This window comes from Coprobacter tertius (assembly GCF_024330105.1).
Classification (GTDB): Bacteria; Bacteroidota; Bacteroidia; order Bacteroidales; family Coprobacteraceae; genus Coprobacter; species Coprobacter tertius.
The window spans coordinates 222,268-236,589 of sequence record NZ_JANDHW010000003.1; the positions used below are offsets into that span (position 1 = coordinate 222,268).

Here is a 14,322-nt window from a genome sequence, read left to right on the forward strand (position 1 = left end):
TTTTATAAGTGGTTAATGGTTAATTCTCTGTCGGTGGTTACAATCAACTTTACAAGCTGAGAAGCAACCGGGAATAGTTGGTTTACGCTTTCGGCGTTGTCGATGAATACCGGTGCGCTTACCCCGTGATACAGGCAAAGCGTGTTAATGATGTCAAGCCCGGCGTTTATCTTTCCGGCCGTATTGAGGTCTGCGTACTTAACCCCGTCTACCATTGCGATACAAGTAGGGGTTTCGCCGCCGTTTAGCTGGGGTTCGAACATTCGGAAGCGGACGTTTTGGAACTTACTATTTACCCGGCGTTCTACTTCGTCCATTCGGGCCTTATTAAGTTCGTCTATCGTAAATTCCTGCTTTTCTAAGTCCGCTTGCTGCTGGGCTAATTCTTTTTCCCTTGCCAATATTTCGGCCTTCTTTGCGGCGTTCTTTTCAATGGTGGCCCGAATACTTAGCTTTTGTTTTACTTCGTCCAAAAGGGCCGTAAGTTCCCGTTTCTTGGCGGTAAGCTCGGTAGTATCGGCCGCCGGTATATCCGAAATGGTAGCGGATATTTCGGCTATCCGGGCTTCTATCTCCTTCCATTCGGGTAAGTCTTCGGGGATAATGTCGGTAGATACGGTTACTTCCGGGTTGGCGGCTATTTCCGCTTCCAAGTCCTGTAACTTCTTCGCGTATTCGGCTTTCTTAGCGGCGATAGCTTCCATACGTTCGGAAAGTTGGGCTTCCAATTCCTGTAACCGGGCTTTCTTTTCTGCTATTCGCTGGTTTAGCGTTTTGCCTTCTTCGGTAATCCGGGTAAGGTCGCGGGTCTTGGCTTCGTCGAATTTGGCCCGCGCCTTCTCCTTGGCGATAGCGTCCATACGCAAAACGCTTGCGTCCGAGCATAAGGTTTCGTATATCGGGCAAATAAGGCCGTCGGTACTTACTTTGTATTCTTCGGCGTTCCGCGTATTCCATTCTTCGCGCTTGGCTTCCACCTTGGCGGATAAGTCCGCTATTTCGGAAGTAAGGGTTTTAATAGTATAGCGAATATCGGAAAGGCCGTTTTCCGAAGCGGTATTATAATTTTCTGCTTCCCGTTTGGTTATTTCGTAACTGGTCTTAACCTCGTTACGCTTGGCGTTCTTTTCGTAACCTTCCTTTTGGGCCGCTTGCCTTGCCCGAAAAATTATATCTTGCTGCTGGTTCCGAAGGTCGTTAATCGCTTTGCGTTTTCCCTGCACCCCTTCGTAGTGTTTGCGGGCCGTTTCTGCAACGTCCGTAATAGCCGCTTCCACTTCTTCCAATTCGGCGGATAAGCGTACCTTTTCGGCTTCCAAGGCTTCGTAATCCGGTGCTTCGGGCGTAACGCTGTCTATTGCGTTAATCTCGATAGGGCATTTTTCCAAACCTTCCTTAATCCGGCTTTTGCGGTAGGCTATTTCTTGTTTGAACTCTGCCAAATCTTTACCGGAAAGCTGGGAAAGGATAGCCGCGAAATCGGCGCGGCCGGCGGCCACTTCTTCGTATGTTACGCCCCCGGCAATGCGCAGCAATATTTCGCGCTGGGTTTTCCAATCCAACGAAGGGAAGTAAGCCGGGTTCGTAATTAACTTAAAAAGTTGTTCTTCGGTTATGGCCGTTACTTTCTCTTGGAACGCTCCCGCTTTAATTTCTACGCCATTGCAGAAGTAATGCGTAGTATTTCCTTTAAGTTCTACTTCTGCCTTGCCGCGCGGTTTTACCCAATCTTCCGTAAGGGTGCGGGTAAGGGCTACTTCTTCGCCGTTTACGTCTAAAACTGCCGTTACGGAATGTTCCAATTTAAGGATAGGGTTCCCGTCAGGGCCGACCGTCTTAACGGTAAATGCGCCTTTCCCGCTATCTGTACGGTCGTTACTGTCTTTGCCGAAAAGTACCCAAGTAAAAGCGTCGAAAACGGTGCTTTTACCTGTCGCGTTTGCGCCGGCAATGGTGGTTACTTCGCCGAACTTTACGGCCAAGTCCCTAATACCCTTAAAGTTTTTAAGGGTCAGTTCTTTTAATGTTACCTTCTTGTTCATAACAAGTTATTTATTTCGGTTGTTACTTTTTTTTGCTCGCTTTGCGGCCAACTCTAAGGCTTTTTCCGCGTCTACTATTATCAACCTTCCGACCTGCTTATATGCGCCGTCGATTAAGCCGCTTTGTTTTATGCGGCTGGCGGTAGTCTTGGAACATTTGAATAGTTCGGCAATCCCGGCCCGGCCGTAGACGTATTTTTTCTTCGTGTCTTTGGTAACGTCTACTTCTATCCGGGGGCTTTGTCCTTTCCCCATTAGCTCTAATAATTCCCCCGCCGTAAGGTCTATAAGTCTTGTATTTAAGTCTGCCATACCTAACTATCTTGTGGGTCTTCCGGTAGCAGAACCCGTTTTATAAGGCGGGCGGCATTAGCGAAGTTGGCAACCTCTAAAAACAAGAACCAAAACGGGGCTTCCGCCGTGCTTGCAAGGAGGCAAAACGATATAGCGAAATACCATACTATCGCCTTCTGTTTTAGCGTCAATCCCGAAAGGGATAATTCTTTAATTAGTTGCTTCATAGCCTTTGCCTTTTATAGTTCCCAAAAATCTAATTCGTATTCCGGTCTTCTTCCGGTTCTTCGTGTCGCCATGCGTTCGGTAACCTTGCGACTTCTGAATAGTCGGTAGGTTTCGCCTTGTGCGTACATTTCATGCGGTAGAATAATCGCAAGGAAGAAGCAGGCTATAATTGTCCGTTTTATAGGGGATAGGTCGAAGGAAACGCCGCAATGTGTGCAGAACCACCATACGCAAAGCTCCGTAGCCTTCTGTATTCCTATCTTGCTATAAATGTTTCGAGCGGTATTCTCTACCGTCCGGGGCGAAATAGAAAGCCTATCGGCAACTTCCTTTTTTGCGGCTCCCCAAGCCAATAATTCGGCTATTTGGGTTTCGCGCTGCGTTAGTCCTGCTTCGGCTCTCATTTCTATTTCCCCCAAATGTTAGTCGTAACACCGTACTTCCTAAATACCAATTCGACGGCGACGGCTTGGCTTGCCTTGGGTTCGATACGTCCGAACTTATAAGCCGCGAAAGTGTTGCGGTTGTTAATCCCCAACGCCTGCCAGAGTTCCTTTGTGGCGGCTTCTACGTCAATTTGCCGAAGCTGCATAAAGCCGGCGTTAAATCCTTCTTTGTAAATTGTCGTTTCGCTCATTTCTCAATATTGTTAAGTATGTATTCAATTGCTTGTTTATGGGAAGCAAAGCTATTCCCGTCGAACTCGAAGGTTTCCGAGTAGGGGCCGCCGGCAACCTTAAAGGTGCGCGTTCCTTCGTAGGTCTTTCCGTTAATCGTAAAGGTTAGTTTAGAAACTGTTACCCTTTCCGTAACCCGTCCCCAAGGTTTTATTACCTCGTTATTGCTTAGCGAAATAGTTTCGCCTATCGCGTACGAAAATTCTATACGCTTTGCTTTACCATTAACTATTACTGTCTTCTTCATCTTCTATTTGAAATATAGTGTTACTTGTAATCCTCTGCGTAGGCGACATTTTACGCTGTCTTTCTTGCTGTTAAGTGCGCGGGTAATGAATTTTTCGGTAAGCTCTACACCGATTAACCCCACCAAGCCGGAAACCCCTACAAGGCGGTTTATCCTTCTGTTTTTGCTGTCTACTCCGTAGACTTTCAAGAGGAAGTTTCGGTTAATAAATCTCGTATCGTACTTCATAATTCATTGTCGCTTAAATTGCTTAGGTATTTTTTGCTATGCCGTTTATTTGCTCGGAGCGTATTATTATTATACCTTTGCAATCGTATATGTTACGTGCTGCAAATATATAGCAATGCAGTGTAATATGCAAGGTTTTGCAGCGTAAAAATGAAAAATATTTTTTAGACAACCTTCTAATAATTCGCTATATGGGTGTAAAAGAAAGACTTAGGGAATATATCAAGACCCTAAATATTAGTGAACGGGAATTTTGTAGGCAAATCGGCGTTTCTGTTTCTTATGTCAATTCTATACGAACGTCGATACAACCCGACAAAATGAAGTCTATCGGCGAAAAGTTCCCCGACCTTAACCCTATTTGGCTTCTGACGGGGGACGGGGAAATGCTGCAAGGCAATAATACAAACCGGGTTTCGGGGAACAATAATACGGCCGTTGCCGGTAATGGGAATCGAGTTACAACTAATGATATTGCGGGTATGATTGAACTACAAAAAGGCTATCAAGAAATGATAAAAGAAAAGGATAGCCAAATAGCCCGGCTTATATCTGTAATCGAAAAACTAAGCGAAAAATAGAGCAATGCAGCGCGTTTGTTGCTGGTTATTCGTATGGCGTTTCAGTTTGGATTTGTAAAAACGGGCAGAAATGCCCCAAATTTCAAAGCAAATCTATATAGCTATACTTCTTACCGACCAGCGTACGAAAGTGCCGTAAATCAAAAATTCGATAAAAATAACTGTGCATAATGGAACCGGAAACAATCGAAATAAAAGTAGCCGAATACTACGACCAACCCAAATATTACGGGGATATGCCGGAAGCGGTGTTTAATGCCTTGGAAGCGGCGTTTATTTCCGGCGCGGAAACTGCCATAGTACCAAAGGCAGCGTTCGAAATGATGTTAAGGAGCTTTGAAAATGGGCGTAAAGAAGCCTAAGATAATAACCCCTATCGAAGACGGCGTAAACCGCCGTTTCTTCCAAGCGATAGAAGCCCTTGTTTCATTGGGCCGTTTGTCCGCGTTGGAATCATTTTGCAAGGAAGCCGGGTTAAGTGCTTCCCGTTATCGGGAAACCCGATTTACTTACGGCGTAACCCCAAGGCCCGGTAAAGTTTCCCGCTATAAGTCTATACAAATAGAAGCCCTTTATTATTTGGTAGCTAAGTATTCCGTTTCTTCCGATTGGTTATTAACCGGCCGGGGTAATATGTTTTCAAAATGAAGCGGACTATTAAATTTAATCTATTTCCTAAAAAGGTAGGGGGTGTATTGGTAGAGTGTCGCCCTATTCGTATGCGTGTTTGCTATGCCGGGTACCGGGTAGATTTTCGGGTAGGGTATAGTATCGAACCGGAAAAGTGGAACGAAGAAGAAGGCCGCGTTATCTCCAATACAAAAAACCGGTTCCGACAAACGGCCGGCGAAATAAATAAAGCTATTACGGCTTGCGAAGAACAAATAGAAGCCATATTTACCCGGTTCGAACTGCTGGAAAAGCGGGTACCGACACCGGCCGAACTTAAAACGGCCTTCGATGAAGCGACCGGGAAGAGAACCCCAGCTACCGAAGCGGAAGAAAGCGGCCAGCCATTCTATAAAGCCTATGCCGAATTTATGGAAACTATGGGCCGTTTGAACGATTGGACGAAAGCGACTTATACGAAGTTTAATAGCCTGCGTAAGCACTTGGAAGCGTTTAACAAGAACCTTACATTTGACGAAATAAACGAAGTTACCCTACAAAAGTTTATTACAAGCCTTCATAAAGCCGACCTTCGTAATACTACCATATCTAAAAACATGTCCTTTCTTCGGTGGTTCCTGCGCTGGGCGCACCATAAAGGATATAACCCAAGTAACGTACATGAAACATTTAAGCCGAAGTTCAAAGGGGCCGACGGAAACGCGAAAGAAATTATTTATTTGGAATGGGAAGAATTGTTTAACCTGTATTCCTTCAAATTCCCGCCGTCCCGGTCTTCGCTGGAAGCCGTGCGCGATGTGTTTTGCTTCTGCTGCTTTACCGGTCTTCGTTATTCTGACGTGGCAAAATTGCGCCGAAGCGACGTAAAGAAGGATTATATAAGCGTGGTTACTCAAAAGACCGTAGACGGCCTTATTATCGAACTGAATAAGTATAGTCGGGCCATACTGAAAAAGTACGAAAATATAGGCTTGCCGAACGATAAGGCCCTACCGGTCATAAGTAACGTAAAAATGAACGAACACCTTAAAGTAATGGGGGAAATGGCGGGTATCGACGAACCTACAAGGGTCGTATATTTCAAGGGGAATGTTCGGCACGAAGAAGTATTACCGAAATACGCCCTTCTTACCACCCATTGCGGCCGGCGTACTTTTATCATAAACGCGCTTAGGCTTGGGGTTCCGGCCGAGGTCATTATGAAGTGGACGGGACACAGCGACTACAAAGCGATGAAGCCCTATATTAAAATTGTCGATAAATTGAAGGTCGCCGAAATGGATAAATTTAACAAGTTCCCGATACCCCGAAAGAAGGGGAAATAAGCCGAACCCAAAAAGGAACCCAAATACGCCTTAACTAATCGGTAGCGCATGGTTCCTTATGTTACCAACAATAGGGCTAAAACGCTGATATTTCGGAAATTTGGCAACGTATGATAGTTCGTTGTTCGTATGTTCTTACAGCCTCTCTCTCCGCAGAACCTACTAGACAAAAACCTACAAATCACTGATTTGTAGGTTTTTTTTATTGCCTATAAGTCTTGTTTCCAAGACAGTAAAAGGACTTGAAAAGACAGAGTTTCGTTACCAAATCGTTACCTATTCCCTACCGGACAAAAACGGTAACGATTTGTCCCGAAATGACCGCAGAAAGTCCGAATTTGTCCACTGTCTATCTATCTCATATTTAATAAGTTATTAGTATTTTTCAACTTAAAAATGTGAAGTTATGAAGAATACATTCAAAGTCCTTTTCTATTTAAAGAAAGGTTCTGAAAAGAAGAACGGCGAAGTTATGATTATGGCAAGAATTACCATTGACGGTAAGCTATGCCAGTTTAGTACAAAACAAAGCATCCTGCCCGACAACTGGAATATAGCAGCGGGTAAAGCCAAAGGTAAGGATGCACCATAATCAAGCTTTTTTTATCCATACGGCGATATTGCGAGCGGCAACAGAAAATTCGCCTTTTCCTTCCCCGTCTAAGGCTACATCATCGGGGATACTTCCGGTTATTTCGTGCCATACTTCGCCTTTATGTTCTGCTCCTAAATCCATTTGTTTACTGCCAGCTTCGTCATTAGACATTAAAAAGACCAGACCCGATCCTTTGTGCTCGTCGTCTCCCGTACGGATAAATCCGACTGTCGATGGATGGTCGAAGTAATCGATCTGTTCTCCGTAAGCATATTTACGTCTTGCGTCCAGTAAAATATCGATAATTTTAGTATGTGGAGATTTTTTCCCTTTAGTTCCGTAATAATCGCCGTAAAATATGCAGGGATAACCATCTTTCATTAACAGAATCAGTCCGTACGCCAGAGGCTTAAACCAATCTTTTATTTGTGATTCCAGTGAACTGCCTCTTTGGGAGTCGTGGTTGTCAACGAAAGTTACGGCCAATACATTATTATGCTCAACTAATGTGTTTTTGAGAATATTTTGTAAGTCATAATCTTTTCCTTCCTGCGAGGCTTGAAACATATTATAATGAAGAGGTACATCGAATAGATTTATTTTATGACCTACGGTTTCTACATATTGATCGAGAGTTTCGAGGTCTCCGTTCCAGTATTCACCAACGGCATAAAAATCATCGCCTCTTTCTTTTCTCATGTTGTCTAGAAATTGTGCGATAAATGTATCTTTCATGTGTTTGATAGCGTCTAATCGCATACCGTCGAGATTCAGTTCATTTGAGACCCATTTTCCCCATTGGTTCAGTTCTTTTACGACTTCCGGATGGTCCAGGTCGACATCATTACCCAAAAGAAAATCGTAGTTGCCGTTTTCGCTATCTACGCCTTCACTCCATGATTTTCCTTCCCCCTGTATTTGGAATATACCGCTTCGCTTTTTTGCGTCGTCAAATCCGGTTCCGGAAAAATGATACCAATGCCATTTAAAGTCCGAATATTTGTCTTTACGACCGTGAAAACTATAACCCGTCCAGCCCTGTATTTCGAAAGGTTCGCCCAATGCTTTGTTTCTGTCATTAGGATCGACCTCTACAACCATAAACTTTTCGGTAAAATCGCCGCCGGTTTTGTGGTTAAGAACTACATCCAGATAAACTGAGATATGATATTTATGTAATTCGTCTATCATTTCTTTAAGTTCATCTTTTGTTCCGTATTTTGTTCTTACAGTTCCTTTTTGTTCAAATTCGCCCAGATCGTATAAATCATAAGTCGCATAACCCTCGTCCTGTTGTTCGTCAGCTTTGTAGGCGGGGGGTATCCAAACAGCCGTTACGCCTATATCATGCAGATGCGAAGCATCTTCTTTTAATTGTTTCCACAGTTTTCCATCGTTTGGCAGATTCCATTCGAAATACTGCATCATTACACCATTTTCCATAATTTAAAAGCTTTTAGTCACCTCAATATAACAAGGCAGAGAATGATAAAGTTCTCTACCCGAGTACTCCATTTCTTTTACTGTCAGTGTTTTAGATATTTTTTGACAGAAATTTTTCATAATTCTGGAAAACTTCTGTTAGTACCTTATACAAAGGACTTTGGGATAATTACCCGTTTTTGAGGTAATGACTTGGCAACGGTACAATCTGCTGCGTTCTACCTTGAATTGCTTTCAAGTAACTCGTTTCTGTGTACAAAAATAATAGAATAGTCCGATGCACACAAGGTTCATCAAAGAAAAAGTTCGACTATTTTTTTAGTTTGTTTAATCGCATTACAATCGAAGTTTGACTTCTACCCATTTTGTTTGCAATATATTTGACACTCTTACCTTCATTGTGCAGTTTCAATAAAAATTGGTCTGCACTTCTTGTCCATCTTTTATTGGCGTTAGGGTGCTTTACATAGCTTTCTTCTGACACCTTTTCGGGGTGCAAGAATTCATCCACAAATACAGACGGGAAACGCTTATCGTATAATACAAGCGTTTTTATCTTAGCCCTTGTTATTGCAACATAGAATAATCTTCTTTCTTCTCCGTATGGGAATTGGTCGCTCTTAGTGAGCACATAGTTAAGCACAGGGTCGTCACTCACCTGTGATGGGAAACCGTATGTATCTTTATTGCATTGTAAGAGTATTACATAATTCGCTTCAAGACCTTTTGACTTATGTACGGTTAAAAACTCTATTTTTCGTCCTCCTATCACATAGTAGAATCTATTACCCTCTTTAATTGATTGGTACATAAAAGAGAGGTAGTAATCATCAAAAGAGTAACGCCCCAATAGGAATATTGATTTATCCGATGGAATAGAAGCCACAAGTTGCCCTATCGTATTGCAGTAATCTCGTCTATCATAAGCATAGAATTCCAACTCGGTTCTCATTTCTGAGCTGAACGAATGGATATTCTTTTGTATTTGGGCTTTATTGCGTTGTATAAAGTTCGACGATAAAGAAACCAAAGGCTCTCCAAACCTGTATGTAGTTTCAATCTTGTTTATCTCCGTTGCTCCAAAATATTCGGGGAATTGATTGAATAGAGCCATATCACTTCCCGAAAAACGATAAATAGACTGCCAATCATCACCCACACAATACAACTTTGCAGGAGGATTACCCTCTCGCAATACTTTCAAGAAGTTGTAACGGTCAACAGATATATCTTGAAACTCATCCACTATGATATAATCATATTCAACAGGGTGTGAAGTACGACATATCTCAGTGGCTTGAAGAATAGCATCGGTAAAATCAATTTGGTTACTATCGCTTAACGCATTTATGTAGCGTTCATATACAGGTTGAAATATATTCTTGATGATAAACACACTTCGTTCATCATCTGCATTTTTGGCTTGTTTCAAAACCTCTTTAACTGATTTACAACTTGATTTTACCAATGTAACGAAAGTAACAACAAGTCGTATAAACGCCTTTTCCTGCTTGCTGCCTTTGGGTAGTACTAAATCGTATAACTCCTCATCGGTCTTTTCTTGAATTGGTACACCTGCTTCAGCTAATAGTTTACGGAGTTTATCCCTAATATCAGAATAATGGAAATCTGCACTTGATGTTACTAAAAGTTGTGTGCCAAATTTCTCGTGAGCAGTTTTCTTCCAAGTTATACCATCATTGTATTTCTGATTGGCTTCTTCGTAGGTTATACCCTTATCTTTTGCGAACCAAGCAGGAACAAGCCCGTGTTCATCAACTCCGAAATGTTCAAGATAGATGCGTTTGGTTACTCCTCCTTGCTTAAAATATATTGAGAAGTCGGGACGATATTGTGAGTGCATCTCATCTGCTAATTGATGTTCGTATGGTTCTTCATATCTGAATTTCACTCCCAGCGAGGACAAAGCAAAACATATTTTTTGTTCTTGTTCACTTCTCACATATATGGCTCTGCCGTCCATATCGGGGAACATCGCCTTTAGCTGCACATTCTTTAGTCCTGATAATTGCTCCCGTCTTTCATTCTTGCGTTGTTCCCAATCAGCTTCATTCGTTTGGTAATCAATAAAGTATTCCACTATACTTTTCTTGAAAGACGATTTATCTAACAATTTGTGATATATATCTACAAACAATGAATCTGTATTGTCGCAAATAGATGGTTTTGTACCTGTCGTTTTGCCTATAATATCAATGGCTAACTTATGGAATGTGTAACCTTTCAATCCATTGGTCGCCATTCTTTCGGTTAGTTCGGCTGCTGCTTTGTTGGTATAACTGATAAGTAAAATTCTTTCAGGTGCTATACCCTTGATTTCGGTGAGATATTTAACCTTACCGACAATTGAAGAGGTTTTACCACTACCTGCACTGCTGACTACTAAACAATTATCCTCTTCTGAAACAATTGAGCGTCTTTGTTGCTTGTCTAATGGGTATTTTAGGCAATGGTCGAAAAAGTCCCTGTGCGTGTCAAGTAGAAAGGTTATAACACCATCATTATGTTGTTTTACAAGTTTGTTGATTCTTCCAAAGTCGTTAATGAATTTGGATATGGTTTCTGATGGAGTGATGTTAAAGGCTTTAAGTTTCTTCAGAAGTGAATATGCCTCTTGGAAATGTACCTTATAATGATTGATGAAATCTTTTTCTTGCGTTGCGGAGATTACCCTGCCATAAAAGCCATTATTTAAGTCTGAGGGAATATCTATAAACGCCCCCTCCTTAAGAGCCGATAATCTCTCTTTTGCTTGCTCATAATTTGATTTCTCGCTATATGCAGATATATGGTTTAGCTTTTCTGCAAGCTCTTTGGATTTGTTTTTTAGGCGTGTTCGTACCATCGCTATTACAATAACCGAAATAGCAATTATACAAATTACCCAAATGAACAATGGCTGCATATTGGAAGTAATATTTATCTGAATCTTTCAATCCATCTATAATCATCCCCCTTAGTACTCCACTGAAATTTCCACATATCACCTGTATTATCGTTTATAAGATAGTATTGATACATACTTGTCAGTGGCTGAATAGAGAATATACACCTTTCGTTATTTTCTACTAATTCGTATTTATTTATAGGAATACAAAATAGGTTGTCTAAATCTTGTGTACTATATTGAACTTGCCATAGTCGTCCATTATATGAGTCCAACAATATAAATGTCCACATGTTGTCAGTGGCAAACATCTGAAATCTATTAGTCCAATTTGACGACTTCTCAGGATATGCAAGAGAAAATATGTTGATTGGTGCAGCAAACATGTAATCCTCACCCTTGACACTAAACTGGACTTGCCAATTCTTACCTGTATATGTATCAAGCATTATGAATGTCCACATATTCTGTGTTTCATAAAGGCGAAATCGTCCTTCTTTATCTCCTAAAATTTCTCTCGCACTACAAATTTCCCAAGACTGACCATCATCTTGAATTTGTTGTATTTCGCCTGTCATTGTATTTAAGCGAAGTTGATTATGATAGTTCCGAGTCTTATACATTTTATAGACTTGAGCATATGATGTAAAAGCTATAACCATTAAAGCGAATAATACGAAAAGCTTTTTCATAATTCTGTTATGTTATTATTTGACAATTAACGGATTGTATTTCTTATTCATGTACCAGATACATTTTGAATAAGTCGCATACATTGGATACTAAATATCCTCTAAATCTTTTTGAATTTTAGTTTCTACATTTTGAGAATCACGATAACGAATCATTACCATACCCTCATAAATACCAGAAGTTTTTTCTATCGATAATTCAATGTTTCCTCCTGTTACCTCCCAAGCACTACCCCAAACAACAGTTCCTTGATGAACTTCTGCCATTAAAGCTGTATTGGAATCCGAATGGGCAGGGTTCTTCTCTTTTGAAATAGTCGGATTGCCATATTTTCGGGTGTATAAATCTTTATAATAGTTATAAGTATTAACAAGCGTATTCCATTCACCACTTGGGTCAAACAACACAGCTACGGCAAATACACTTTTCCCATCATCTGTAGCTGTTACACCTATAGTTGCATTACGACCTGTAAAGTCTCCCATAAACAATGCAAGATTGTTTTCACTGCCAATAGAAGTGAATCCTTTAGCTTTTAACTTCTGACAAAATTCAGTCATACTTCCCTCAATGGGAATTCCCTTAAAGGTAAGGTGTTCGGAACTACTTTGAGCATACGATGTCAAAGCAATTAAAACAAATGCGAATGATACAATCAACTTCTTCATAATTTGTTGTATTATATTTAATAAACATTTTAGTCCAACCTACGAAAAAGCGTGAACTACAAAGCCACACTCTTACTTGAAGGTCGTAGGAAACCATAGATGCAGATGTAACAATAGTAGCCCACGCTATATGCGTGAGAACCACTATGCTATCCTTGCATCTAATTGAAAATTTCCTACGTTTTCAAGTACAAGATAAGCATAACGCTTCTTCTTAATTCTAATATGTTTTGGAAAGAGTAGCCTCAATCCAATACAAAAGTATGAAAAATCCGTGATATACCATTCTACTATCACGGATTTTTTTGATTTACAGTTTCATACTTCTATTCTGTCTTGGCTTCGGTATTCCGATGGCTTCTCTAAACTCATTCATCTTCTTTCTGAACCAGTTCACGTGAGAAACCCCGTCTATCTTGAAATCGAATTTACCGTTTTCATCCTGTTTGATAGAGCAGACGGAGTGTCGGGTATCAAAACTTCGGTTAAATTCGGAAGAATAGAGTTCGCCTTTTATCCCGACCTCCTTGAACTCGCACAGTCTTCTGATTATTCCGTCATTGAACTTCAATCGGTCACGCAGGAAGTTTATTATAGGCATCAGCTTCTCCACATATGGAAAGTAGCGTCTGACAAAATCCGCAAACTCCGACAGCTTGCGGTGCTGTTGCTCGTAAGCGTTTCTTATCTCCTGTATCTGCTTGGCTTGTTGCCGTTCCCGTTGTCGGGCTTCGTTTTCAAGTTCAAGGATGCGGTCTTGCAAATCCTCGTTCCTGCGCTCCAACGATTTCATCTTTCCACTTCCGAAAAGAGAGCCCACACTGCTTGCAAGGGCGGTTGCCGTATCGGTGGCTGCGTTTTTGAGCTTGTCGGTACGGATTTCCGCTTTCACCTGCTTCAGTTCCTCCTGCGCCTCGGCTTTCTTCTCCTGCAACAGTCTGGTTTCAGTTTCGAGGACTTCATTCTTCTTTTTCAAGTCCCTATAATACTGCATGGTGGTGGTGTGCCGTGCTTCCGAACCCCGTACCCCACGCTGCAATCCGTATTTCGCCATCACCCTTGCGTAATTGTCGTGGTAGGCGACCAAGGTCTGGCGGTTGAACAGGTCATCGGCACACAAGCGGACGGAATTTGTTTTCTTGCGGTACTTGCGCTTACCGTCCGTTTGCTCTTTCTTGGCTTTGCGCCTTTCACCCGTCACGATGGGAACAACGGCTGCGTGGATGTGCGGAGTCTTCTCGTCCATGTGCAGATGTGCGGCAACCACATTGTCTTTGCCGAATGTGGCTTGCAGCCATTGGATGCTGTCGTTGCACCATTCATCGAGTTCTCCTTTTTCCTGTATGTTCATCATGTCCTCGTGCGTACCCGACAAAACCACCCGAACGACACGGACTTGGTCGTGTGTGATTCTCCGTCTGATGCCTGCCGTGTTCAGTCTGTGGGCAATCGCTTCATCCCTGCCGTGAACGCCATCGGGGTATTCGACAAGCACCCTGTTCAGATGTGTCCTTGTCGGGTCTGCGTTTTTAGGTATTATCTTTCTCTCTATATGGTCGGACTGCGTGGTGTCCGATGTACCCTTTGCTTTCTTAATGTCCAATGAAAAATATCCCATTTTATTTCTATTTTGCGGTTATCGTTATGTTTCTTCTCTCTGCCTGTGGCATCGGCTCACAGGGTTTATTATGCAAATGAACCCTTGCTGCACTCGGCATAATCCAAACGAGTTTGGCTTCTGCTCTCGTTTGCACAGGGTTTCC

16 protein-coding genes and 1 pseudogene are annotated in these 14,322 nt (G+C 41.9%); 5 read left to right on the plus strand and 12 right to left on the minus strand.

Translation table 11 applies throughout. The features are described 5' to 3' along the window. Positions 1–2 precede the first annotated feature (2 nt). From NMU02_RS04500 to NMU02_RS04530, 7 genes are read right to left on the minus strand one after another with little or no spacing between them, the layout of a single operon-like run. Positions 3–2,042 carry an AAA family ATPase gene (locus NMU02_RS04500; protein WP_255026084.1) on the minus strand — a complete coding sequence of 680 codons (2,040 nt, stop codon included), beginning with the start codon at positions 2,040–2,042 and terminating at the stop codon, positions 3–5. 6 nt (positions 2,043–2,048) lie between these two features. After that, the gene (locus NMU02_RS04505) at positions 2,049–2,354 is read right to left on the minus strand and encodes a DUF3853 family protein (RefSeq protein ID WP_255026085.1); all 306 of its coding nucleotides are present in this window, start codon (positions 2,352–2,354) and stop codon (positions 2,049–2,051) included. Positions 2,355–2,356: 2 nt separating this feature from the next. Next, entirely contained in the window at positions 2,357–2,563 is a 207-nt protein-coding gene (locus tag NMU02_RS04510) for a hypothetical protein (RefSeq protein ID WP_255026087.1), read from the minus strand. A gap of 12 nt (positions 2,564–2,575) precedes the next feature. Next, the gene (locus tag NMU02_RS04515; protein ID WP_255026088.1) at positions 2,576–2,968 is read right to left on the minus strand and encodes a response regulator transcription factor; all 393 of its coding nucleotides are present in this window, start codon (positions 2,966–2,968) and stop codon (positions 2,576–2,578) included. Positions 2,969–2,970: 2 nt separating this feature from the next. Continuing rightward, a complete protein-coding gene (locus NMU02_RS04520) occupies positions 2,971–3,201 on the minus strand; it encodes a hypothetical protein (protein ID WP_015545850.1) in 231 nt (76 codons plus the stop codon). Next, positions 3,198–3,488 (minus strand): hypothetical protein, encoded by a 291-nt coding sequence (locus NMU02_RS04525; protein WP_196053051.1) that lies wholly within the window; start codon positions 3,486–3,488, stop codon positions 3,198–3,200. The genes NMU02_RS04520 and NMU02_RS04525 overlap by 4 nt, the downstream gene beginning before the upstream one ends. Positions 3,489–3,491: 3 nt before the next feature. Then, complete coding sequence (locus tag NMU02_RS04530) at positions 3,492–3,716, minus strand: ribosomal large subunit pseudouridine synthase B (RefSeq protein ID WP_255026089.1); 225 nt, start codon at positions 3,714–3,716, stop codon at positions 3,492–3,494. 191 nt (positions 3,717–3,907) lie between these two features. On the opposite strand from NMU02_RS04530, the gene NMU02_RS04535 reads away from it, so the two are divergent. From NMU02_RS04535 to NMU02_RS04555, 5 genes and pseudogenes are all read left to right on the plus strand, one after another. After that, the gene (locus NMU02_RS04535; protein WP_255026091.1) at positions 3,908–4,297 is read left to right on the plus strand and encodes a helix-turn-helix domain-containing protein; all 390 of its coding nucleotides are present in this window, start codon (positions 3,908–3,910) and stop codon (positions 4,295–4,297) included. 170 nt (positions 4,298–4,467) lie between these two features. Beyond that, the gene (locus NMU02_RS04540; protein WP_196053049.1) at positions 4,468–4,659 is read left to right on the plus strand and encodes a hypothetical protein; all 192 of its coding nucleotides are present in this window, start codon (positions 4,468–4,470) and stop codon (positions 4,657–4,659) included. Next, entirely contained in the window at positions 4,640–4,945 is a 306-nt protein-coding gene (locus NMU02_RS04545) for a hypothetical protein (RefSeq protein ID WP_122141266.1), read from the plus strand. The genes NMU02_RS04540 and NMU02_RS04545 overlap by 20 nt, the downstream gene beginning before the upstream one ends. Next, positions 4,942–6,252 carry a site-specific integrase gene (locus NMU02_RS04550; protein ID WP_255026093.1) on the plus strand — a complete coding sequence of 437 codons (1,311 nt, stop codon included), beginning with the start codon at positions 4,942–4,944 and terminating at the stop codon, positions 6,250–6,252. Before NMU02_RS04545 ends, NMU02_RS04550 begins: the two co-directional genes overlap by 4 nt. Positions 6,253–6,658: 406 nt before the next feature. After that, positions 6,659–6,838, plus strand: a pseudogene (locus tag NMU02_RS04555) (Arm DNA-binding domain-containing protein); the annotation flags it as partial. 6 nt (positions 6,839–6,844) lie between these two features. Here the strand turns inward: NMU02_RS04555 and NMU02_RS04560 are convergent. The 5 genes from NMU02_RS04560 to mobV all read right to left on the minus strand — a co-directional run bounded on the left by NMU02_RS04560 (position 6,845) and on the right by mobV (position 14,177). Continuing rightward, entirely contained in the window at positions 6,845–8,290 is a 1,446-nt protein-coding gene (locus NMU02_RS04560; RefSeq protein WP_255026095.1) for an alpha-amylase, read from the minus strand. A 310-nt stretch (positions 8,291–8,600) separates the two neighbouring features. Then, positions 8,601–11,216, minus strand: a complete 2,616-nt coding sequence (locus tag NMU02_RS04565) for a UvrD-helicase domain-containing protein (RefSeq protein ID WP_007855998.1) — start codon at positions 11,214–11,216, stop codon at positions 8,601–8,603. Positions 11,217–11,230: 14 nt separating this feature from the next. Further along, on the minus strand, positions 11,231–11,890 hold the full coding sequence (locus NMU02_RS04570; protein WP_214445787.1) for a hypothetical protein: 660 nt from the start codon (positions 11,888–11,890) through the stop codon (positions 11,231–11,233). Positions 11,891–11,980: 90 nt separating this feature from the next. Next, positions 11,981–12,559, minus strand: coding sequence for a hypothetical protein (locus tag NMU02_RS04575; protein ID WP_007855990.1), 579 nt, complete (start codon positions 12,557–12,559; stop codon positions 11,981–11,983). A 310-nt stretch (positions 12,560–12,869) separates the two neighbouring features. Beyond that, positions 12,870–14,177, minus strand: coding sequence for a MobV family relaxase (gene mobV, locus NMU02_RS04580; protein ID WP_255026098.1), 1,308 nt, complete (start codon positions 14,175–14,177; stop codon positions 12,870–12,872). Between the last annotated feature and the right edge of the window lie 145 nt (positions 14,178–14,322).